This is a genomic window from Cupriavidus necator (genome assembly GCF_040578825.1).
Taxonomy (GTDB): Bacteria; Pseudomonadota; Gammaproteobacteria; order Burkholderiales; family Burkholderiaceae; genus Cupriavidus; species Cupriavidus necator_E.
Genome location: NZ_JBEFLI010000031.1, coordinates 42,238 through 63,811 on the forward strand (window position 1 = coordinate 42,238; position 21,574 = coordinate 63,811).

At 67.2% G+C, this 21,574-nt stretch carries 21 protein-coding genes and 1 tRNA gene; 6 read left to right on the forward strand and 16 right to left on the reverse strand.

Translation table 11 applies throughout. From position 1 onward, the window contains the following. Positions 1-145 precede the first annotated feature (145 nt). Complete coding sequence (locus AB1I47_RS16890) at positions 146-931, reverse strand: IclR family transcriptional regulator (RefSeq protein ID WP_354684891.1); 786 nt, start codon at positions 929-931, stop codon at positions 146-148. Between the two features lie 236 nt (positions 932-1,167). Between AB1I47_RS16890 and AB1I47_RS16895 the strand changes: the two genes are divergently transcribed. From AB1I47_RS16895 to AB1I47_RS16905, 3 genes are read left to right on the forward strand one after another with little or no spacing between them, the layout of a single operon-like run. Continuing rightward, positions 1,168-1,893, forward strand: a complete 726-nt coding sequence (locus AB1I47_RS16895) for a (Fe-S)-binding protein (protein ID WP_354684892.1) — start codon at positions 1,168-1,170, stop codon at positions 1,891-1,893. A 28-nt stretch (positions 1,894-1,921) separates the two neighbouring features. Further along, the gene (locus tag AB1I47_RS16900) at positions 1,922-3,334 is read left to right on the forward strand and encodes a LutB/LldF family L-lactate oxidation iron-sulfur protein (RefSeq protein WP_354684893.1); all 1,413 of its coding nucleotides are present in this window, start codon (positions 1,922-1,924) and stop codon (positions 3,332-3,334) included. Then, positions 3,331-3,600: a hypothetical protein gene (locus AB1I47_RS16905; protein ID WP_354684894.1), complete on the forward strand. Its 270-nt coding sequence runs from the start codon at positions 3,331-3,333 to the stop codon at positions 3,598-3,600. The genes AB1I47_RS16900 and AB1I47_RS16905 overlap by 4 nt, the downstream gene beginning before the upstream one ends. 18 nt (positions 3,601-3,618) lie before the next feature. On the opposite strand, the gene AB1I47_RS16910 is transcribed toward AB1I47_RS16905, so the two are convergent. Beyond that, complete coding sequence (locus tag AB1I47_RS16910; protein WP_354684895.1) at positions 3,619-4,506, reverse strand: LysR substrate-binding domain-containing protein; 888 nt, start codon at positions 4,504-4,506, stop codon at positions 3,619-3,621. Positions 4,507-4,656: 150 nt separating this feature from the next. Here AB1I47_RS16910 and AB1I47_RS16915 point away from each other — a divergent pair, with 150 nt between their 5' ends. Genes AB1I47_RS16915 through AB1I47_RS16925 form a run of 3 tightly spaced genes read left to right on the forward strand, consistent with a single transcriptional unit; the run spans position 4,657 to position 7,594 of the window. Then, positions 4,657-5,658 carry an ornithine cyclodeaminase family protein gene (locus AB1I47_RS16915; protein ID WP_354684896.1) on the forward strand — a complete coding sequence of 334 codons (1,002 nt, stop codon included), beginning with the start codon at positions 4,657-4,659 and terminating at the stop codon, positions 5,656-5,658. Beyond that, positions 5,655-6,491: a phosphate/phosphite/phosphonate ABC transporter substrate-binding protein gene (locus AB1I47_RS16920; RefSeq protein WP_354684897.1), complete on the forward strand. Its 837-nt coding sequence runs from the start codon at positions 5,655-5,657 to the stop codon at positions 6,489-6,491. The genes AB1I47_RS16915 and AB1I47_RS16920 overlap by 4 nt, the downstream gene beginning before the upstream one ends. Positions 6,492-6,547: 56 nt before the next feature. Further along, positions 6,548-7,594, forward strand: a complete 1,047-nt coding sequence (locus AB1I47_RS16925; RefSeq protein ID WP_354684898.1) for a tripartite tricarboxylate transporter substrate binding protein — start codon at positions 6,548-6,550, stop codon at positions 7,592-7,594. A 141-nt stretch (positions 7,595-7,735) separates the two neighbouring features. Here AB1I47_RS16925 and AB1I47_RS16930 read toward each other — a convergent pair whose 3' ends face one another. The 14 genes from AB1I47_RS16930 to AB1I47_RS16995 form a co-directional block, all read right to left on the reverse strand. Continuing rightward, positions 7,736-8,530: an ABC transporter ATP-binding protein gene (locus tag AB1I47_RS16930; protein ID WP_354684899.1), complete on the reverse strand. Its 795-nt coding sequence runs from the start codon at positions 8,528-8,530 to the stop codon at positions 7,736-7,738. A gap of 1 nt (position 8,531) precedes the next feature. Continuing rightward, positions 8,532-9,428, reverse strand: coding sequence for an ABC transporter permease (locus AB1I47_RS16935; RefSeq protein WP_354684900.1), 897 nt, complete (start codon positions 9,426-9,428; stop codon positions 8,532-8,534). A gap of 178 nt (positions 9,429-9,606) precedes the next feature. Further along, the gene (locus AB1I47_RS16940) at positions 9,607-10,584 is read right to left on the reverse strand and encodes an ABC transporter substrate-binding protein (protein WP_354684901.1); all 978 of its coding nucleotides are present in this window, start codon (positions 10,582-10,584) and stop codon (positions 9,607-9,609) included. A gap of 374 nt (positions 10,585-10,958) precedes the next feature. Beyond that, positions 10,959-11,993 carry a quinone-dependent dihydroorotate dehydrogenase gene (locus tag AB1I47_RS16945; protein ID WP_354684902.1) on the reverse strand — a complete coding sequence of 345 codons (1,035 nt, stop codon included), beginning with the start codon at positions 11,991-11,993 and terminating at the stop codon, positions 10,959-10,961. A 97-nt stretch (positions 11,994-12,090) separates the two neighbouring features. Next, positions 12,091-12,879: an arginyltransferase gene (locus AB1I47_RS16950; RefSeq protein ID WP_354684903.1), complete on the reverse strand. Its 789-nt coding sequence runs from the start codon at positions 12,877-12,879 to the stop codon at positions 12,091-12,093. A 68-nt stretch (positions 12,880-12,947) separates the two neighbouring features. Continuing rightward, on the reverse strand, positions 12,948-13,700 hold the full coding sequence (gene aat / locus AB1I47_RS16955) for a leucyl/phenylalanyl-tRNA--protein transferase (RefSeq protein WP_354684904.1): 753 nt from the start codon (positions 13,698-13,700) through the stop codon (positions 12,948-12,950). Positions 13,701-13,745: 45 nt separating this feature from the next. Then, positions 13,746-14,330 carry an NUDIX hydrolase gene (locus tag AB1I47_RS16960; RefSeq protein ID WP_354684905.1) on the reverse strand — a complete coding sequence of 195 codons (585 nt, stop codon included), beginning with the start codon at positions 14,328-14,330 and terminating at the stop codon, positions 13,746-13,748. A gap of 265 nt (positions 14,331-14,595) precedes the next feature. Further along, positions 14,596-14,672: transfer RNA gene (locus AB1I47_RS16965), tRNA-Met, on the reverse strand. Between the two features lie 122 nt (positions 14,673-14,794). After that, on the reverse strand, positions 14,795-15,547 hold the full coding sequence (locus tag AB1I47_RS16970) for an RES family NAD+ phosphorylase (RefSeq protein ID WP_354684906.1): 753 nt from the start codon (positions 15,545-15,547) through the stop codon (positions 14,795-14,797). Continuing rightward, positions 15,507-15,896 (reverse strand): MbcA/ParS/Xre antitoxin family protein, encoded by a 390-nt coding sequence (locus AB1I47_RS16975; protein ID WP_035815700.1) that lies wholly within the window; start codon positions 15,894-15,896, stop codon positions 15,507-15,509. The genes AB1I47_RS16970 and AB1I47_RS16975 overlap by 41 nt, the downstream gene beginning before the upstream one ends. 141 nt (positions 15,897-16,037) lie before the next feature. Beyond that, entirely contained in the window at positions 16,038-17,282 is a 1,245-nt protein-coding gene (gene boxA / locus AB1I47_RS16980; RefSeq protein ID WP_354684907.1) for a benzoyl-CoA 2,3-epoxidase subunit BoxA, read from the reverse strand. A gap of 37 nt (positions 17,283-17,319) precedes the next feature. Continuing rightward, on the reverse strand, positions 17,320-18,744 hold the full coding sequence (gene boxB / locus AB1I47_RS16985; protein WP_354684908.1) for a benzoyl-CoA 2,3-epoxidase subunit BoxB: 1,425 nt from the start codon (positions 18,742-18,744) through the stop codon (positions 17,320-17,322). 35 nt (positions 18,745-18,779) lie between these two features. Continuing rightward, positions 18,780-20,480: a 2,3-epoxybenzoyl-CoA dihydrolase gene (gene boxC, locus AB1I47_RS16990; protein ID WP_354684909.1), complete on the reverse strand. Its 1,701-nt coding sequence runs from the start codon at positions 20,478-20,480 to the stop codon at positions 18,780-18,782. Positions 20,481-20,599: 119 nt separating this feature from the next. Then, positions 20,600-21,568 carry a helix-turn-helix transcriptional regulator gene (locus AB1I47_RS16995; RefSeq protein ID WP_354684910.1) on the reverse strand — a complete coding sequence of 323 codons (969 nt, stop codon included), beginning with the start codon at positions 21,566-21,568 and terminating at the stop codon, positions 20,600-20,602. Positions 21,569-21,574: the final 6 nt, after the last annotated feature.

The following is a 21,574-nucleotide window of genomic DNA, read 5'->3' on the forward strand; positions in this document are numbered from 1 at the left end:
AGGTTTGCTGGTTATCTGAAAACTAAGGGTAAACCAGCGGATCAGGCAAATAAAAGGGCCGCCAAAAGCAAAACGCGCGGACCGCCGTTGCCGGCCGCCCGCGCGCCTTGTTATGCCTGTCCTGCTTTTTGCCGCCTTGTGCGGCTCAGGCCGCGGCTTCCGTCACGTAACCCATGCCACGCGAGATCTGCAGCGCGGTGTCCTTCAGGTTCTGCAGCCAGCTATCCTGCAGCCGGTCGGCAGGTGCCGACAGCGACAGCCCGGCCACCAGCCGGCGCGAGTCGTCATAGATGCCGGCGGCGATGCAGCGCACGCCCAGCTCCAGCTCCTCGTTGTCGCGGGCGTAGCCATTGGTGCGGACCCAGTTCAGTTCGCGTTCAAGCTTGGTCAGGTCGGTAATCGAGGTGCGGGTGTGCCCGGCCAGCCCGGTGCGGGTAGCGTAGTTGCGCACGCGCGCCGCTTCGTCCGCGGCCAGGAACAGCTTGCCGACCGAGGTCAGGTGCAGCGGGGCGCGGCCGCCAATGGCGCGCACCACCTGCATGCCGGAGCGCTCGCTGTAGGCGCGCTCGATATAGACAATCTCGTCGCCCTGCCGTACCGACAGGTTGACAGTCTGGCCCGTGACGCGGTGCAGCGCGCGCATCGGCGCCAGCGCCGCCTCACGCACCGACAGGCGTGCCTTGACCAGGTTGCCCAGTTCCAGCAAGCGCATGCCGAGACGGTAGCTGCCGGGATCGGAGCGATCGACGAAGCGGCACGCCACCATGTCGTTCAGGATGCGGTGGGCGGTGGAGGGATGCAGCCCGGTGGCCAGCGAAAGCTCTTTCAGGCTGACCGGATCGGCGTGCTGCGCGAGGGCGTCCAGCAGGGTCATCATGCGCTCGATGACCTGAATGGACGTCTTGCCGGGTGACTTGTCTGCGTCGGACATAGGTGGAAAAGAGAAAATGCTGCTTTGCGGCAAATTTAAGCGTCTGTCTGATTCTATCTCGCATCGTGAAAATTTCAATAGGTGAAATGACATTACGGTAAGAATTGGGCCGTGATGTCGCTCACTCAAAGTGATGTGCATGGCACCGGACAAATGGTCGTGCTGAAGCGTTTGTGCGCCACGCGAGGCGCCAAGCGCGCATAATTGCGGGGTTTCGGGGTCTGGAGAAGCAAGCAATGCGAGTTGGTCTGTTCGCCACCTGCCTGGTGGACCTGATGCGGCCGGAGATCGGTTTTTCCGTGCTCAAGCTGCTGGAAGCCGCCGGCTACGAGGTCATGGTGCCCGAGGCGCAGACCTGCTGCGGCCAGCCGGCCTACAACTCGGGCGAGCGCCGCGTGTCGCGCGACCTGGCGGAGAAATTCCTGCGCGAGTTCGAGATGTTCGACTACATCGTGGTGCCGTCGGGCAGTTGCGGCGGCATGATCCGCCACCATTACGCCGACCTGCTGCGCGACGATCCCGAGCTCAACGGCCGCTACGAGCGCCTGCGCGAACGCGTGTTCGAGCTGACCGAATTCCTGGCCGACGTGGCCCAGGTCGAGGCGCTGCCGTCTTCGTTCGCCGGCCACGTCACTTACCACGATTCCTGTTCCGGCCTGCGCGAGTTAGGCGTCAAAAGCCAGCCGCGCGAACTGCTGGCGCGCCTGCCCGGCGTGCAGTTGACCGAGATGAAGGACTGCGAGGCCTGCTGCGGGTTCGGCGGCACTTTCTCGGTCAAGTACGGCGATATCTCGACGGCGATCGTCGACGAGAAGTGCGCCAATATCAAGGCCAGCGGCGCCGATGCGGTCGTGCTCGGCGACCTGGGCTGCATCCTCAATATCGAAGGCCGCCTGCGCCGCACCGGCGACAGCAGCACGCGCGTGCTGCATATCGCCCAGGTGCTGGCCGGCGACGCCTGACCTCCGCCGACACCGGGAACCCGCCACGATGCAAGTCCACAGCATGGAATTCAAGGCGCGCGCCGGCCAGAAGCTGGCCGACCAGCGCCTGCAGCAGAACCTGAAGAAGCTATCGACCAAGTTCGTCACCGCGCGCGCCGATGCGATCCGCGACATCGATTTCGATGCCACGCGCGAGGCGCTGAAGGAACGCCGCAACCGCGCGCTGGAAAACCTCGACGTCTGGCTCGCCACCTTCGAAGAGAACGCGCGCAAGCGCGGTGCCACCGTGCTGTTCGCCGAGACCACCGCCGACGCTGCACGCCTTGTCGCCGAGATCGCGCAGAAGCATGGCGTGAAGAAGGTCATCAAGAGCAAGTCGATGGTGACCGAGGAAATGCGCCTGAACCAGGTATTGGGCGAGATGGGCGTGCAAAGCATCGAGACCGACCTGGGCGAGTACATCCTGCAGATCAACGACTCTGAACCGCCGTCGCACATCATTGCGCCGGTGGTGCACAAGGACAAGGACGAGATCGCCGGCCTGTTCGCCCGCGTCCACCACAAGCCGCGCCTGACCGAGATCCCGGAGATGACGCGCGAGGCGCGCGAAGTGCTGCGCCCCGAGTTCCTGAGCGCCGACATGGGCGTCACCGGCGGCAACTTCATCATCGCCGAGACCGGTTCCGTGGCGGTCGTCACCAACGAGGGCAACGAGGGCATGTGCACGGTAATGCCGCGGGTGCACGTGGCCGTGACCGGCATCGAGAAGGTACTGCCGACGCTGGAAGACCTGGCCACGGTGATGCGGCTGCTGCCGCGCTCGGCCACGGGGCAGGCGATCTCGAACTATTTCTCGCTGCTGACCGGCCCGCGCGCGGAAGGCGAGCGCGATGGCCCGCAGCATATGTATTTCGTGCTGGTCGATGGCGGCCGCAGCGGCCTGATCGGCGGCGACTTCCAGGAGATGCTGCGCTGCATCCGCTGCGGCGCCTGCATGAACCATTGCCCGGTCTACCAGAAGATCGGCGGCCATGCCTATGGCTGGGTCTACCCGGGACCGATGGGCAGCGTGCTGACGCCGAGCTATGTCGGCCTCGCCAACGCGATCGACCTGCCACAGGCGGCGACCATGTGCGGCGAGTGCAATCGTGTGTGCCCGGCCTCGATCCCGCTGTCCGACCTGCTGCGCAAGCTGCGCGAGAAGCAGATGGAGCGCGGCCTGCGGCCATGGCAGGAGCGGTTCGCGCTGCAGGCGTGGGGTTATGTCGCCAAACGCCCCGAACTGTATGCTTTCGCCACCCGCATCGGCGCCTGGCTGCTGGGGCGCATGGGCGGCCGCAACAAGCTGATCGCCAGCCTGCCGATGGCCGGCAAGGGCTGGACCGAAACCCGCGACATGCCCGCCCCGGCGGGCCGCACGTTCCGCGAACTCTACAAGGAAAGGAGGGCACGTTCATGAGCGCCGCCAACAACGAAGCACTGGCGCGCATGCGTGCCGCACTGGACCAACACCTGGCCGGAACCATGCCCGCAGGCGAACTGGTGCGCGCGTGGCGCGAAGCGGGCAGCGGGCTGTCGCTGCCACCGGTCTACGGACAGGCGATGGAAGAGCTGCTGCGCCGGCTCGAGATGTCGGCGGTGTTCGCTCAGGACAGCTGCTCGTTCTCGAGCTCGGCGGTGACGGACCAGCTGACGCGCTGGCTGGACAAGGCGGCGACGGTCTGAGGCTTCAGTACAGCACCACTAGCCTTTCATCATCCCCGTCAGCATATCCACGAATTCCAGCGCCAGCCGCGACAGCGGTTCGGTCTGCACATGGAAGATCTGCACCGAGGCATTGACCTTGGTGCGTATCGGCACCGCGACGATATTGGGCCAGCTCTGGCCGAACACGGTCATGGCATCGACCAGCGCGATGCCGGCGCCCGCCTGCGCCAGCGCGCGCGCCACGTGCGCCTGTTCCACCTGCACCCGCATATCGGGCTGGTTGCCCTCGCTGCCGAACATCTCGCGGACCAGCAATCCGAACGGCACGTCTGGTCCATAGCCGATCAGGTCTTCTCCAACCAGCTCCGCCGGGCGCACCCAGCTGCGCGTGGCCAACCGGTGATCCGCCGGCACCAGCGCCACGATCGCGTTCTTCACCAGCAGGCGCGCCTCCAGGTTGGGGTGCACCAGCGGCATGTTCGACACGGCCAGGTCCACCTGTCCCGACAGTAGCGCGCGCAGCATATTGCCGGGGATCTGCGTACGCACCACCACGCGCACCGCCGGGTGTGCCCCGCGAAAGCTTGCAAGCGCGCGCGGCAGCACGGTCTGGCCCAGGTTGGGGCTGCACGTGAGGCGCAGGCTGCCGGTGCGGTTGGCCGCCAGGTCCTCGGCGATCTCGTTGACGCGCTCGATCCCTTCGTAGACCGCATTCACCTCGCCCAGCAGGCGCCGCGCTTCGGGCGTAGGGTAGAGCCGCCCCTTGGTGCGGCGGAACAACGCCAGGCCCAGGCGCTGCTCGGTGTGCGACATCAGCCGGCTGATGGCCGGCTGCGACACATACAGCAGCTTGGACGCGCCGCTGATCGAGCCGGTCAGCATCACGGCGCGGAATACCTCGATCTGGCGCAGGTTCATTTTCATGGCATTAACCTGATGTTAAGGCTGGCGGACATATAAGCATATGACAGTCAATGGCGCCATACCTACACTGGACTCCATCGACACACGCCATGCGCCGCAAGGCACGCAGCAGCCGTGTGCAGGTTTTCCATCCCAGAAGCAGGAGACTGTATGAGCGACATCCATCTCACCTATATCAACGGCAAGGACATCGCGCGCCTGGAAATGACCGACGCCGAGATCCTCGACGCGGTCGAACAGGCGCTGGTAGCGCAGGGCAACGGCCAGACCGTGATCGAGCCGCGCGTGCACCTGATTCCCGACCCCGCGTTCAACGGCCACTTCAATGTGCTGCGCGGCTACGTGGCGCCGCTGGGGCTGGCGGGCGTCAAGATCGTCGGCGACTTCGTCGACAACTACAAGCTCGGGCTGCCGTCGGAAATGGCGATGCTCAACCTGTTCGATCCGCGCACCGGCGTGCCTGTGGCAATGATCGACGCGACCTTCATCACCGATGCCCGCACCGGCGCGCTGACCGCGCTCGGCGCCAAGCATCTGGCGCGCCGCAACAGCAAGGTGCTGGGCCATATCGGGGCGCGCGGCACCTCCTACTGGAACGTGCGCCTGCTCGACAGCCTGTTCGACTTCGACGAGATCCGCGTGCACTCGCGCCGCCCCGAAAGCCGCAATGCCTTCGCCGCGCGGCTGGAGCGCGATCTCGGCAAGAAGATCGTGGTCACCGAAGACTGGGAGTCGTGCGTGCGCGGCGCCGATATCGTGATCGAGGCCTCGCGCCTGGAGCGGCCGACGCCGATGCTGAAGACCGACTGGATCAAGCGCGGTGCCTTTGTCGTGCCGTACGGCACCATGAGCGCGGTCGAGCTGTCGCTGACCGACATCATGGACAAGCTGGTGGTGGATGACTGGGGCCAGTGCAAGGGCGGCATGTTCGGCTCGCTGCGCGCGCATGTGGAAGCCGGCAAGCTGTCGGAACAGACGCTCTATGCCGAGCTGGGCGAGATCGTCGCCGGGCGCAAGCCGGGCCGCCAGAGCGACGACGAGACCAACCTGTTCTGGCACCGCGGGCTGTCGCTGAGCGATATCGCGCTGGGCCACGCCATCCTGAAAAAGGCCGAGAGCCGCGGCCTGGGCCAGAGGTTGCTGTACGCATGATCGCCAACGCCCGCATGTACTCGGTCAGCGCGCCGGTGGAGCAGGCCTGGCGTGCGCTGCTGGCGCACGTGGCCGACCGCGCCGGCGTGGACCTGCCGTATGTCGAGCATGCCGCGCCGGCCCCGGTCAACGCGCTATGGGCGCGGCCGGACTGCGGCTGCGTGTTTATGTGCGGGTATCCCTATGCCAGCGCGGCGGTGCCGCCGCAACTGCTGGCCGCGCCGGTGCCTGCGCTGGCGCGCTACGGCGGACGACCGGTCTACTTCAGCGAATTCATCGTGCGCGCGGACGCGCCGGTGCAGACGCTGGCGCAGACCTTCGGCGCTCGGCTGGCATGCATGCTGCCTGAGTCCAACTCGGGCTACAACGCGCCGCGCCATCACCTGATGCGGCTGGCGCCGGCCGGCACCCGTGCGCTGTACCGGCCTGCCGCCGCGCCCACGCCGACCCCGCGCGAGGTCATCGATGCGGTCATCGGCGGAGATGCCGAGGTGGGTGTGGTCGACAGCTATGTGCTGGACCTGCTGCGCCGCTTTGAACCCGGGCTCGCGGGCCAGCTGAAAACGCTGGAGGTGACTCCGGCCGCGCCGATTCCCCCCCTGGTGGCATCGGCGCAGGCTGACCCGCACGAGTGCGCGTATGTGCGTGCCGCGCTGCTGACGCTGCATGAGGGGGCAACGGGGACCGCGCTGCTGTCCATGCTGGGGCTGGCGCGCTTCGCGCCGGTGCAGCCGGCCGACTATGCCGTTCTGCCTGCGCTCGCACGCGAAGCGGACCAGGCAGGGTTTGCGCTGACCGATGCCGGAGCGGACACGGCTACGCACCATCACTAGACTGCCGGCGCGGTGGGGGAGCCAAGCCTGATCACTGCCAAATAGGGGAAACCGTCATGAAGACCGCTGTGAAACCTGATGTGGAAGTTGCCGTGAAGCCCGCTGTAAGTTCTCTCTATCGGCGCACTGCCATGCGCGGCCTGCTCGCCTGCATCGCGGCCTGCGCGCCGTGGCTCGCCGCCGCGCCTGCGCTGGCCCAGCCGCCCGCGTACCCCGCCAAGCCGATCCGCATCGTGGTGCCGTTCGCCCCGGGCGGGCCCGCCGACGTGCTCGGCCGCGCGGTCGGCGAAGGCATCGCCAAGGCCACCGGCCAGAGCGTGCTGGTGGAGAACAAGGCCGGCGCCGCCGGTACCATCGGCGTCGACATGGTGGCCAAGGCCGCGCCGGACGGCTATACGCTGGCGCTGGTGCCGGTCGGCAATATCGCGGTGAACCCCACGCTGATGCCGAACCTGCCATACAAGCCGGCCGACCTGGCGCCGGTGGCGATGCTGGCCACCGCCGAGAACGTGCTGGTGGTCAATGCGGCCACGCCGGTCAAATCGCTGGCGGAGCTGGTCAAGCTGGCCGGGCAGAAGCCGGGCGAACTGAGCTTCGCCTCGCCCGGCGCCGGCAGCCAGGCGCACCTGGCCGGCGAACTGCTGCAGCTCGACGGCCGTATCAAGCTGAACCACGTGCCGTACAAGGGCGTCAGCCCCGCCATGACCGATCTGGTCGGGGGCCAGGTGACGATGATGTTCGCGCAGATGTCGGCGGCGCTGCCCTATATCAAGGCCGGCAAGCTGCGCCCGCTGGGTGTGGCCAGCGCCAAACGCTCGGCGGTGCTGCCCGATGTGCCGACCATTGCCGAACAGGGCTTCCCGAAGTTCGAGGCGGTGTCGTGGTATGCGCTGATGGCGCCGGCGGGAACGCCCGCGGAGATCGTGCGCAAGCTCAGCCAGCACGTTGATGCGGTGCTGGCCGATGCGACGCTGAAGGAAAGGCTGGCCACGCTGGGGATGGAAGCGGCGGGCGGTACGCCGCAGCAGCTTGCGGCCGCGATACAGAAGGAGAGTGCGCGCTGGGCTGGGGTGATCCGGCAGCGGCAGATCACGATCGATTGAGGGTTCGGACGTTCTGAAAAACGCTGCTGGTTTGCTCCCCTCTCCCGCAAGTCGGGAGAGGGAGAACACACTCAGCGCCCTTAGATGCCGGGAGACTGCGCAAAATAACGGGGAGCAGAAGCTCCCCGTTTTTACGCTGGATCACCCCAGCAACAACGCATCATCATCCAACTGCTCATGCCGCGTCTGCTCGAACATCTTCAGCAGGTCCGGCACATCCAGCCCCTTGCGCTTGTCGCCCGACACATCCAGCACCACCTGCCCCTGGTGCAGCATCACCGTGCGCTGCCCATAGTCCAGCGCCTGGCGCATGCTGTGCGTCACCATCATCGTGGTCAGCTTGCTTTCCTCGACGATGCGCGCGGTCAGCTCCAGCACGAAGGCGGCGGTCTTCGGGTCCAGCGCGGCGGTGTGCTCATCCAGCAGCAGGATGCGCGACGGCTGCAGCGAGGCCATCAGCAGGCTGACCGCCTGGCGCTGGCCGCCGGACAGCAGGCCGATGCGGTCGGTCAGCCGGTTTTCCAGCCCCAGGTTCAGCAGCCGCAGCTTCTCGCGGAACAGCTCGCGCGAGCCGCGGTTCAGCGCCGCGCGGAAGCCGCGCCGGCTGCCGCGCGCCATCGCCAGCGCCATGTTTTCCTCGATCGTCAGCGCCTCGCAGGTGCCGGCCATCGGGTCCTGGAACACACGCGCGACCAGGTGGGCGCGGTCCCACGCCGGCTTGCGCGTGACGTCGGTGTCGTCGATGGTGATGCGGCCCGAGTCGACCATCTGGTCGCCGCTGATCGCATTCAGGAAGGTGGACTTGCCGGCGCCGTTGGAGCCGATCACGGCCACGAACTGGCCGCTCGGGATCTCCAGGCTGAGCCCGCGCAGCGCGCGGGTCTCGATCGGGGTGCCCGGGTTGAAGGTGAGCTTCAGGTCTTGTGCGCGCAGCATCTCAGGCACCTCCGTTCTTGCGGGCGAACAGCTTCTTGCGCGTGGCCGGCAGCACCAACGCGATCGTCACCAGCGCGGCGGTGACCAGGTTCAGGTCCTGCGCCTTCAGGCCGATGAAGTCGCTGTTCAGCGCCAGCGCGATAAAGAAGCGGTACAGGATGGCGCCCAGCACCACCGCCAGCGTGGTCCAGATCAGGCGGCGCGCCGGCAGCACGGTTTCGCCGATGATCACGGCGGCCAGGCCGATCACGATGGTGCCGATGCCCATCGAGATATCGGCGCCGCCCTGGGTCTGCGCGAACAGCGCGCCGGCCAGTGCCACCAGCGCGTTGGACAGCGCCATGCCGGCCAGCGTGGCGCGGCCGGTGGCGATGCCCTGGGCCCGTGCCATGCGCGGGTTGGCGCCGGTGGCGCGCATCGCCAGGCCCAGCTGTGAGCTGAAGAACCAGTCCAGGCCGACCTTGGCGATCACCACCACCACGAACAGCACCAGCGGACGCAGCACGTAGTCAGGCAGCCACTCCGGCTGCAGGATGGTGAACATGGTGGGCTCGGTGATCAGCGGCACGTTGGGGCGGCCCATGATGCGCAGGTTAACCGAGTACAGCGCGATCATCATCAGGATACTGGCGAGCAGATCCATGATCTTGAGGCGCACGTTGAGCCAGCCGGTGATAAAGCCGGCCAGCGCACCCGCGGCGATCGCCACGGCGGTGGCGACAAACGGGTCCTGGCCAGTGGCGATCAGTGTCGCGGCCACGGCGCCGCCCAGCGGAAAGCTGCCGTCAACAGTCAGGTCGGGAAAGTTGAGGATGCGGAAGGAAATCAGCACCCCGAGCGCCACCAGGCTGAAGATCAGGCCGATCTCCAGGGCGCCCAGAAGGGAAAAGAGAGACATTGGGGGAATCCTGTTGCAGGGTCCGGCGGCTGCCTGGTCGCCGGCTTCGGGGCAGGTGGGCCGGCGTGCCCGGGTGGAGCCGCCGGCCGCCTCGCCCTGTTCTGTGCCGCCGTTCCGGGTAAGACCGGCGGAGCACCCGCCGTCTTGCGACGGCAGGGGTGGCAGTGCTTCGCAGTGCTTACTTGATGACGGTCTTGGCTTCCTTGATCAGCTCCGGCGACAGCGTGGCGCCTTGCTTGGCGGCGGCACCGGTGTTGACGAAGAGTTCCAGGTTGTCGCTGGTCTGCGAGGCGATCGCGCCCGGCTTCTCGCCCTTCAGGATGCGCACCACGACCTTGCCGGTCTGGTGGCCCAGGTCGCCATAGTTGACGCCCAGCGCGGCCACGGCGCCACGCTTGACGCTGTCGGTATCGGCAGCGACCAGCGGGATCTTCGATTCGTTGGCAACCTTGACCAGCGCCTCATACGCCGACACCACGTTGTTGTCGGTGTTGGTGTAGATCACGTCGACCTTGCCGATCAGGCTCTTGGCGGCCGGGCCGATGTCCACGGTGCGCGGCGCGGCGGCTTCCTTCAGGGTCAGGCCTTCCTTGGCCAGCAGCTCCTTCAGTTCCTTGACCACCACCACCGAGTTGGCTTCACCCGGGTTGTAGACCATGCCGACGTTCTTGGCCTTGGGCACCACGCGCTTGATCAGCGCGACTTGCTTGTCCAGCGGCAGCTTGTCCGACACGCCGGTCACGTTGGTGCCCGACGCCGACCAGCTCTTGACCAGCTGCGCGGCAACCGGATCGGTCACGCCCGAGTACACCACCGGCACGCTCTTGGTGGCGGCGACCACGGCCTGGGCCGACGGGGTGGCGATGGCAACAATGGCATTCGGGTTGTCGCCGACGAACTTGCGGGCGATCTGCGCGGCGGTGCCGGTATTGCCCTGGGCGCTCTGGTATTCCCACTTCAGGCTCTTGTCGGCGTCATAGCCGGCGGCCTTCAGTTCGGCGCGCACGCCGTCGCGGATGGCGTCCAGCGCCGGATGGTCGACGATCGACAGCACCTTGACGGTCTGGGCCTGCACGGCGCCGCCGTACAGCAGAGCCAGCGCCACGGCGCCGCCCAGGATCGACTTGGTTGCTGCGAGACCCTTGATGGACTTCATTATCTGTTCTCCCCCGATAGCTCGGTTCTGGATAGGATGCGGCCGCGGATGGTTCGGTCCGCCGTCCTGGCACCCGCGCGCACGCTGGCGTACGGTGCCGGTCCGGGCGTGCGCGGCGGCTTCCTGCGGCTGGAGGGAGCGTGCGCGGGCGCGTCGGATGCGACAGCGATAAGCCTGCGAGGATACCATTTCTCGCGCACGAAATGCTCAGTCATCATGCCGAAGTGGGGCATCTGATGCTGTCAGACGCCCGCAATCAGCCATCGAGGCGCATATTATTGCGTGGGATTCGTGATTTGCTTGTGGATTACCCCGATTGCGGTGACGACATCTTCATGCCGTTGCGCGTCCCCGGCGTCGAGGTTCTCCTCGGCTCAGCGGCGCAGCGCGGCCGCGCATTCACGCACCAGCGCCGGGCCGCGATAGATCAGGCCGCTGTAGACCTGCACCAGCTTTGCGCCGGCATCGATCTTGGCGCGCGCATCGGCGCCGCTGAAGATCCCGCCCACGCCGACGATCGGTACCGCATCGCCGACCACTGCGTGCAGCGCGCGCACCACCCGCGTCGAAGGCTCGAACACCGGACGCCCGGACAGGCCGCCGGCTTCGTCGGCATGCGGCAGGCCCTTCACCGCATCGCGCGAGATCGTCGTATTGGTGGCGATCACGCCGTCGATCTTGTGCCGCACCAGCGCGTCGCCGATATTGCCGATCTGGTCGGCATCGAGATCCGGCGCGATCTTCAGCGCCAGCGGCACATAGCGCTTGTGCTGGTCGGCCAGGCGTTGCTGCGCGTTCTTCAGCGTCGACAGCAGGCTGTCCAGTTCGCTCGCGCCCTGCAGCTGGCGCAGGTTCTTGGTGTTGGGCGACGAGATATTGACCGTCACGTAGCTGGCGTGCGGGTAGACCCGCTCCAGGCAGTACAGGTAGTCGTCGTTGGCGCGCTCGATCGGCGTATCGGCGTTCTTGCCGATATTCAGGCCCAGCACGCCGCCCTCGGCCTTCCAGCGCGACGCCCGCACGTTGGCGACGAAGGCATCGACGCCGCCGTTGTTGAAGCCCATGCGGTTGATCAGCGCATCCGCCTGCGGCAGCCGGAACATGCGCGGGCGCGGGTTGCCAGGCTGCGCGCGCGGCGTGACCGTGCCCACCTCGATAAAGCCGAAGCCGAACGCCGCCAGCCCGTCAATATAGGCACCGTCCTTGTCCAGCCCCGCAGCCAGCCCGACCGGGTTGGGAAAGCGCACCCCCATCACCGTGCGCGGGTCGTCGGCGATCTTGTTGCCGAGGCAGCCGGCCAGGCCCATGCGGTGGGCGCGGATCAGGTTGTTCAGCGTGAAGTGGTGGGCGTCCTCGGCATCCATCGAGAACAGGGCGGGGCGAAACAGGGGGTAGAGCGCGTTGAGCACGTGGGGAGGCGGCCGGCGGGGCGGCGCAGAAGTCGATACCAGGCCGGCATTGTAGCGGCTGGGCCGCTGGCCCGCGCGGCCCGGCGCTGGCAGCCCGCTATTCCTGCGTGGGCGGCGGCACCGGCCCGGCCGCCTCTGAGGCGACGTCCTCGAACGCGTGCCAGTGGTTGCTGGTCAGCACCTGCAGCGGGTGGAAGCGCGCCTTGTACGCCATCTTGCGGCTGTCGGCGATCCAGTAGCCGAGGTACAGGTGCGGCAGCCCCAGCGCGCGCGTCTGGCGGATCTGCCACAGGATGTTATAGGTGCCGTAGCTGGCGTTGCGCTCGAGGGGGTCGTAGAAGGTGTAGACCGACGACAGCCCGTCGTCGAGCACATCGATCATGCTGACCATGCGCAGGCGCCCGGCCTCGGGCGAGCCCGGCGGTTCGCGGAACTCGACCAGGCGCGAGTTGACGCGGCTTTGCAGGAGGAACTGCTCGTACTGGTCGCGGCTGTCCTGGTCCATGCCGCCGCCGGCGTGGCGCATCGACTGGTACAGCAGGTATAGCGAATAGTGCTCTTCGACGTAGGTCAGCGGCGCCACCAGCGCCTGCAGGTGCTCATGCCGGCGCCAGGCGCGGCGCTGCGAGCGGTCGGGCGAGAACTGGTCGACCAGCACGCGGCACGGCGTGCAGGCATGGCAGTCGTCGCAATAGGGGCGGTAGGTGAAGATGCCGCTGCGGCGGAAGCCCGCGCGCACCAGCCGGGAGTAGACGTCGGCATTGATCAGGTGCGCCGGCGTGGCGACCTGCGAGCGTGCCATGCGGCCTTCGAGATAGCTGCAAGCGTAGGGCGCCGTGGCGTAGAACTGCAGCGCGGAGAGCGGTAGTTCCTTCAGCTTGCTCATGGCTCTGGGGGCTCCGGGCGGGACGGTGCGGGTGGACGGACAGAAAGCGGTAGCGTCCACTACCAGGTTCAGCCGGCCGGGGTCGCTGGCGTCCCGGCCCAGCGCGCCAGCACCGATTTGTCAAACCGCCACGGGCTGATCGCCGGCTGCGCCGTCGCCATCCGCACGTGCCTGACAAAATCCGCGCGGGGAATGTGGCGCGCACCCAGCGAGGCCAGGTGATCGGTTTCCTGCTGGCAGTCTATCATCGCCACGCCGTGATTGCCGAGGAACGCGCACAGCGCGGCCAGCGCGATCTTGGAGGCGTCGGTGCGGTGCGCAAACATCGATTCGCCGAAGAACATCCGGCCCAGCGCCACGCCATACAGGCCGCCGACGCGCTCGCCGCGGTACCAGCTCTCGACCGAGTGCGCCATGCCGTTGCGGTGCAGTGTGCCGTAAGCGGCAATGATGTCGTCGGTGATCCAGGTGCCGTCCTGGCCGTCGCGCGGCGTGGTGGCGCAGGCGCGCATCACCGCCTGGAAGTTCTCGTCGACGCGGACTTCCCAGTCGGCATCGCGCAGCACGCGCCTCAGGGTCTTGCGCAGCGTGACCGAGACGCGCAGCGCCGGCGGCGCCAGCACCATGCGCGGGTCGGTGCTCCACCACAGCACCGGCTGGCCGCTGGAATACCAGGGAAAGATGCCTTGCCGGTACGCCAGCAGCAGCCGCTGGGGCGACAGGTCGCGGCTGGCCGCGAGCAACCCGGGCGCGTCCGAATCGGGGCCGAGCGCGTGCTCAACCGGTGGAAACGGGTCTTGCGGGTCCAGCCAGGCGATCATGCGGGCCGTGCCGTAGGGCGCGATCAGCGCTTGCCGGTCCGCCGCTCAGGGCGTGACCGTGGCCCGGCTGGTCAGCGGGCGCATGGGCTTGTCGATGTCCAGGCTGTGCAGCCGGAAGCTGCCGTCCTGCAGCCGGCCGGCGGCGCGGTCGGCAAAGAAACATTGCAGTGTGTGGATCACGGTGGGGAAGGCCAGTTCATCCCAAGGCACATCGGCTTCTTCCACCAGCTTGACCTCGAGGCTTTCCTCGCCCGGCGCGATATCCAGGTCATCCAGCGTGGCCAGGTAGAAAAGATGCACCTGGTGCACGTGCGGCACGTTCAGGATTGAGAACAGCTCGCCCACCTGCACGCGGGCGCCGGCTTCTTCCAGCGTTTCGCGCGAGGCCGCCTGCGCGGTGGTCTCGCCGATCTCCATGAAGCCCGCCGGCAGCGTCCAGAAGCCGTAGCGCGGCTCGATGGCGCGCTTGCACAGCAGGATCTTGTCCTCCCACACCGGAATCGTGCCGACAACGTTGCGGGGGTTGACGTAGTGGATGGTGCCGCAGTTGTCGCAAACGCTGCGCGGGCGGTTGTCGCCGTCAGGCACGCGCAACACGACCGCATGGCCACAGTTCGAGCAGAATTTCATGAGGGGCGTCCGGGAGGAATGGCGAAAGTGTATCACCCCGGCAGAGGGCGCCGGGGCTGTTGCGGGGGCGGGTATTACCGCATTGGTGACCGCATTGGTGCCGGCCCGTATGGACTGGTTGCGGGCAGTTGCCAGGTACCGGAAACGAAGCGCTACGAAGCGTTTGCGTCGAGCGGCGAACCAAAACAAAAAAACCCGCCTAGGCGGGTTTGTCTGTATGACGGATCGGATGCGTTTGCAGTGATCAACCGCATCGGCATGCGGTTGGTTGCGGGGGCAGGATTTGAACCTGCGACCTTCGGGTTATGAGCCCGACGAGCTGCCAGACTGCTCCACCCCGCGTCCGTCGAAGAAAAGATTATATGGCATCCGGTTGCGCATTGCAACACCTGTTTGCAAATACTTCCAAGCGGTGCGCATTGCCGCCTGCCACAACGATTAGATCGCCGGCGGGGAGACTAGGTTCAGCCGTTGCTGGCGCTTTCGCTTGTGCGCTGCCACAGCGGAGCCTCGAACTCGAAGCTGTCGCGCTGCAGCAGGTCGTCGCGCTGCCAGATCACGCGGTCGCGGCGTACCGTCAGCATCCAGGTGGTGGTGGCCAGCGGCGTCGGGTGCGAGAAAGCGCGCGGCGTCAGCACCGCGCCGCAGGGGCCGTGCAGCGGGTCGCGCACGGAGGTATAGCGGATCATGCCGAGGCCCGCCTCGCGCACCACGCGGCCGAAGGCCTGGCAGGGCTCGTGGTTGTCGGGGTCGGTCCAGGCGTCGCGGTCGCGATCGAAGGGCGGGGCGTCCAGCGCCACGCCGTCGGTGTCGATGCGTACCTCGAACAGTGTCTGCGCACGCGCATCGATGCGCGGCAAGGCGGGGCTGTCGTTGAGAAAGCGCCAGCGCCAGAAGCCGAGCTCGGCGCAGGCCGTGCGGATCTCGTGGGCGCCATAGAACACGCCCGGGTCCTGGCCGGCGCGAAAGCGCGAGCCCCAGGGCGAGGGCGGGTAGCGGAACGGGGTGAACAGCAGGTAGTGCAGGTGGCGCGCCTCGAGCGGCACGGCGGGCTTGCCGGCATCGAGCACGGCTTCCAGCACAGCCTGTTCTTCCAGGCTGTCGACCAGCGGCATGGTGGATACGACGTGCTGGGCCTCCACCGCCCGCCACAACGTGAGCGCGAAACGCCTGCGCTCAGATGCGACCGCGGGTGGCGTCCAGGTAGTGAACGACACGGACCAGACCTTCCGTCGTACGGATCATTTCAAGAGGCTTGCCGCCCAGCGCGAGGTTTTCATTGGTCAGCCATAGCCGGGCCTGGTCGCCGTGGCCCAGGATGGCATCCAGCGAGCGGAACAGTCGTACGAACAAGACGCCGAACTCCCATTCCTTGCGGTGCGCATCGAGCACATAGCCACCGGAGGCCATGCGCGAGACCGAGGCTGTGCTGATGCCCAGTACGCTCGCCACCACGGCCTGGCTGATGCCGAGGAAGCCGGCGGCGCGCATGACCGCCTTGGTCAGCGTGGTGCCGGGGTCGGGGCCGCCGGCGGGATCGGTTTCCGGAATCCGCCTGGATTGCATTGCCATGCTCCTGTTTCTTCAGAAAGATTATAGGCGGTGCATTTCAGAAGGGAAGTGTTTGGGGAAAAACATGACGGCCCGCGCGCCTTCGACGGCGGCGCGCGGGCCTTCGGCAACCAGCGCTGGCGTGACGCGAAAGCGCTAATAAGTCTCGATATGCAGCCGGCCCTCGGCCTTCATCGTGGCCTCGACCTCGCTCCAGTTAAGACCGGCGCCGGCGCAAACCGTTTCGAAAGCCGCCAGCACGCCTGCCTCCATGCCCTTGAGGCCGCAGATATAGACATGGCCGTTGGCATCGCCCAGCAGCGCCGCCACGCTGCCGGGGGCTTCGCGGATCGCATCCTGCACATAGCGCCGCGGCGTCGCGGGATCGCGCGAGAAGGCGAAATGGATCTCCAGGAAGTCCTTGGGCAGCTTCAGCAGCGGGCCGAAGTACGGCAGTTCATTGGCATTGCGCGCGCCGAAGAACAGCAGCCGGCGGCCGTTGAAGTGCGCCATATTGCGCCGCATGCGCTCGGTCATGGCGCGCATCGGCGCTGAACCCGTGCCGGTGCAGATCATCATCACGCTGGCCTCGGCGTGGTTGGGCATCAGGAAGGTGGTGCCGAACGGACCGACCACCTGCACCGTATCGCCCTTGGCCAGGTCGCACAGGTAATTGGAGGCGACCCCGCGCACCGGCTTGCCTTCGTGGTCCTGGTCGACCCGCTTCACTGTCAGCGCCAGGTTGTTATAGCCCGGCCGCTCGCCGTCGCGCGGGCTGGCGACCGAGTACAGCCGGATGTAATGCGGCTTGCCCGAGGCATCCGTGCCCGGCGGCACGATGCCGATCGACTGGCCTTCCAGGATCGGGAAGAAGTGGGTGCCGAAGTCCAGCACGATATGGTGCACGTCGCTGGACGCGTCCTCCGCCGTCAGCCGGTAGTTGCCGGCCACGGTCGCCGCCACCGGCGCGCGCGCGCCATGCAGGTTGACGTACGGATGGGCGGCCGACCACGGCGCGCGTGGCGACGTATGGCTGCTGGTCTCGACAGACTGGATGGCGGTGTCAGGTCCCGCTGCCATGCCCGTAGGCGTGGTTGCGGACGGGGTTTCCGTTTCGCCGCCAAGGTCCGGCAGCGGCACCTCCGGCGGCAGCTCGTCCCACAGCAACTGGGCCTCGATCGGGTAAGCCTCGCCGCGCAGCATGGTGCGCCAGTTGTCGATGGCGCCGGTGGGGCAGGGCGACAGGCAGGCGTTGCAGCCATTGCAGACGTCCGCCTTGACCACGTAGTTGCGGTCGTCGTGTGTGATCGCGTCGATCGGACAGGTGTCCTCGCATGTATTGCAGCGGATGCAGATTTCCGGATCGATCAGGTGCTGCTTGATGATGTCGGGGGCGCCCATGGCGTGTCTCCGGATGTCTCCTTGTTGTGGTGGGAGCTCAGTTGAAACGCACGTACTCGAAATCCATCGGCTGGCGGTTGATGCCCACCGCCGGCGGCGCGATCCAGTTGGCGTACTTGCCGCGCTCGGTCACGCGCCCCATCAGCGATGCGACAAAGGCGCGGTCCTCGTCGGTGGCCAGCCACCTGCGCTCGTTGGCCTTCCATTCGGCCTCGGAAATCAGCTCGCCCGCGGGCGACACATGCACATTGGCCAGCGTGCCGATCTTGCGGTTGAAGGCCTTGTGCGGCACGGTCAGCCGGAACGGGATGCCGGCCTTCTCGATCACCTTGTTCCAGCGCGCCACGCCGCCCATGCTGTCCTTGATGTAGTCATCGCGCAGCACTTCATTGAGCGCGTTGAGCATCGGCACCTCGCGCTCGCCCAGGTGGCCGTCGCGCACTTCCAGCACGCGATAGACATCGCTCTTGAGCACATGGTCGTCGGTGCGCTTGCCTTCTTCGAAGCGGCCCTTCAGGCCGGCGCTGTAGAAGGTAGCCGCGTTCGATGACTGGTCGGCGCCGAACAGGTCGATGGTGACGCTGTAGTGGAAGTTCAGGTAGCGCTGGATGGTCTCCAGGTCGATCACGCCAGCGGCGCGCACGTCGGCCGGGTCTTCGATGCCGCGTTCGCGCATTACCTCGCAGGTGCGCTGGATCACGCGCGACACGCCCGATTCGCCGACGAACATATGGTGCGCCTCCTCGGTCAGCATGAAGCGCGTGGTGCGCGCCAGCGGATCGAAGCCGGACTCGGCCAGCGCGCAGAGCTGGAACTTGCCGTCGCGGTCGGTGAAGTAGGTGAACATGAAGAACGACAGCCAGTCCGGCGTGCGCTCGTTGAAGGCGCCGAGGATGCGCGGGTTGTCCTGGTCGCCCGAGCGGCGATCCAGCAGCGCCTCGGCTTCCTCGCGGCCGTCGCGGCCGAAGTAGCGGTGCAGCAGGTACACCATCGCCCACAGGTGGCGGCCTTCTTCCACGTTGACCTGGAACAGGTTGCGCAGGTCGTACAGGCTGGGTGCGGTCAGGCCCAGGTGGCGCTGCTGCTCGACCGAGGCGGGCTCGGTGTCGCCCTGCGTCACGATGATGCGGCGCAGGTTGGCGCGGTGCTCGCCCGGCACATCCTGCCACGCGGCTTCGCCCTTGTGCTCGCCGAAATGGATCTTGCGCTCGGGCTCGGCCGGCTGCAGGAAGATGCCCCAGCGGTAGTCCGGCATCTTGACGTGCTCGAAATGCGCCCAGCCCGAAGGATCGACCGACACCGCGGTGCGCAGGTACACGTCAAAGTTGTGCGAGCCCTCCGGCCCCATGTCGCGCCACCAGTCGAGGAAGGCCGGCTGCCAGTGCTCCAGCGCCCGCTGCAGCGCGCGGTCGTCGGACAGGTTGACGTTGTTGGGGATCTTCTGGCTGTAGTCGATGCTCACGTGCTGTCTCCTGTGGTCTGGTGCGGGCGGCGCGTCTACACGCGGTCCCAGTCGAAGCGCGCCTTGTTGCCGGTGCCGAAGACCTTCAGCGCGCCGTTCTCGCCGACGGCGTTGGGACGCTGGAAGATCCAGTTCTGCCACGCGGTCAGGCGGCCGAAGATGCGCGTTGCCATGTTCTCGGTGCCGCCGAAGCGCAGGTTGGCTTCCATGCCGGTCAGCGCATCGGGCGACAGGCTGGCGCGCTCTTCCAGCGCGATGCGGATCTCGTCTTCCCAGTCGATATCGTCGGGCGCGGCGGTGATCAGGCCAAGCGAGTCGGCGCTGAGCGCATCCAGCGGCGCGCCGATATGGTCGCGCACCGCCGTCAGTGCGGCCTCGTCGCCGTAGAAGCGCGCCGACAGCCGGGTTTGCCCGTTGGGCATCGGATAGCGCCCGAAGTTGACCGCCGAGACGAACACACGGGGCGCGTCATCGGGCGCGTCGGGCAGGTGCAGCATATAGCTGCGGTCGGCGGCCAGCGCCAGTTCCAGCAGCGTGCCGGCGAAGCATGAATCCTGCTCGATCAGCGCGATCAGGCTGCGCGACGACACATCGAGGCGCGCCAGCGTGCGGCGCAGCATGCCGATGGTCTCGCGCACGAACCAGTGACTGGCATGCGCTTCCAGCAACGCATCGGCGGCCAGCACCTGCGCCGGGTCGCCGTCGGTCTTCAGCACCCAGATGCCGATATCGAGGTGGTTGGTGCGCAGCGTCAGGATGGCGTCGTCGAGTTCGCGCGCCATCTTCAGCGGCCACCATTGCGCGCCGGCGGACACCACGCCGGCAAGGTCGGCGGGCTGGTGCTTGTCAGGGCCGAACACGGTGATGGTGGCCTTGCGCGCGCCGGGGTCGACATGCACGCGCACGGTCTCGTAGCGGTAGCCGTCCGGCTCGACCCTGCGCGACAGCGGCGTCAGCGTGATGCCATGGTGGCCCTGCGGGCGGTCGCTGGTGGCGGCCAGCGCGGCGGCGCGCTCGGCGATGTATTCGGGAAAACGCGCGGGCTTGACCACCTCGTCGACCAGCTTCCAGTCTTTGGCGCGCTGGCCGCGCACGCCTTCGGTGGTGGTGCAGAAGATATCGGCATGGTCGCGTCGTACATGGCGCTTGTCGGTCACGCGGGTCAGGCCGCCGGTGCCGGGCAGCACGCCCAGCAGCGGCACTTCGGGCAGGCTCACCGCCGACGAGCGGTCGTCGACCAGCACGATCTCGTCGCACGCCAGCGCCAGCTCATAGCCGCCGCCGGCGGTGGTGCCGTTGCAGGCCGCGATGAATTTCAGCCCCGAGTGCTCGCTGGCATCCTCGATGGCATTGCGGGTCTCGTTGGTGAACTTGCAGAAGTTGACTTTCCAGGCATGCGACGACTGGCCGAGCATGAAGATATTGGCGCCCGAGCAGAAGATACGGTCACGTGCGCTGGTCAGCACCACGGTGCGCACTTCGGGATGCTCGAAGCGGATGCGCTGCAATGCGTCATGCAGCTCGATATCGACGCCCAGGTCATAGGAATTGAGTTTCAGCGAATAGCCCGGGCGCAGGCCACCTTCCTCATCGACATCCATGGACAGCGTGGCGACCGGGCCGTTAAAGCTCAGTTTCCAATGTCGGTACTGGTCGGGATGGCGCTCGAACGTGACAGGAGCGGTGGCTCCAGACTGAGAGTCAGGCTGCAGTGGGGCGGTTGCCGGCGCGGACATGGCTGTCTCCTTGATGCACTATAGTGCCTTGCGGCTTTTGATGAAATATAGTGCAGCGAGAAGCCCGGCGCAATGCCTTTGTCGGGCGGTGCGCCGGTCCGGCGGGTGAAGCGAAGGGGTCAGGCGCCGGCGGCCTGAAGCTGGGTGCGCAGTTGTTGCAGCGAGGTGGCGGCGTCCTGGCCGCTGGTGTCGATGGAGATATCGGCGCGGGCATAGAGCGGCGCGCGCGCCTGCAGGATGCGGCGCAGGTCGCCCATGGCCTCGCGGTTGCCTTCCATCGGCCGCATATCGCCCTGGGCGACCACGCGCGCCATGTGCTCTTCCGGCGAGGTGCGCACCCAGATGGTGTAGCACTGCGACAGCAGCAGGTTGAAGGTGGCTGGCTCCGACACCAGGCTGCCGGGCGTGGCCAGCACCATGCGCTCGTGCTCGCGCAGCGTGCGCTCCAGCGCGCGCATCTCGTAGCGGCGGTAGGCGGCCTGGCCGTACAGCGAGTGGATTTCGGACAGGCTGGCGCCGGCTTCCTGCTCGATCACGGTATTGAGTTCGACAAAGGGCACGTCCCGGGCCGCCGCCAGCGCGCGGCCCAGCGTCGACTTGCCGGCGCCGCGCAACCCGATCAGTGCAATACGGCGGTGGCGCGCGTCTCCGGATTCTTCCGGCGCCAGTGCGTGGCGGCAGGCTTCGCGCACGCGCGCAAGGTCGCCCGCCGGCAATTGCGCCAGCCACTGCACCATCTGCGCGAATTCCGTGGCTTGCTGGCCGCCTTGCCCGTTCTGGCCATCGAGTTCCGCCAGTACCACCGGCAGCGGCACGTCCAGCGCGCCGGCCACCTGGCGCAGCAGCAGCACCGAGGCATTGCCGGTGCCGGTTTCCAGGTTGGCGAGGTAGCGCTCGGAGACGCCGGCGCCGCGCGCCAGGTCCTTGCGCGACATGCCGCGCGACGCGCGCAGCGACCGGATGCGCTCGCCCAGCAGCGTCAGGTAGGGATCGCGCTCGCCGTTGGCGGCCGGGGCCGACGCGTCGCGGGGTGCGCGGGCGTTGGCATCGGTATCGGCGGCGGGCAGCGGGGCAGGATCGCGGCGCATGGTGGC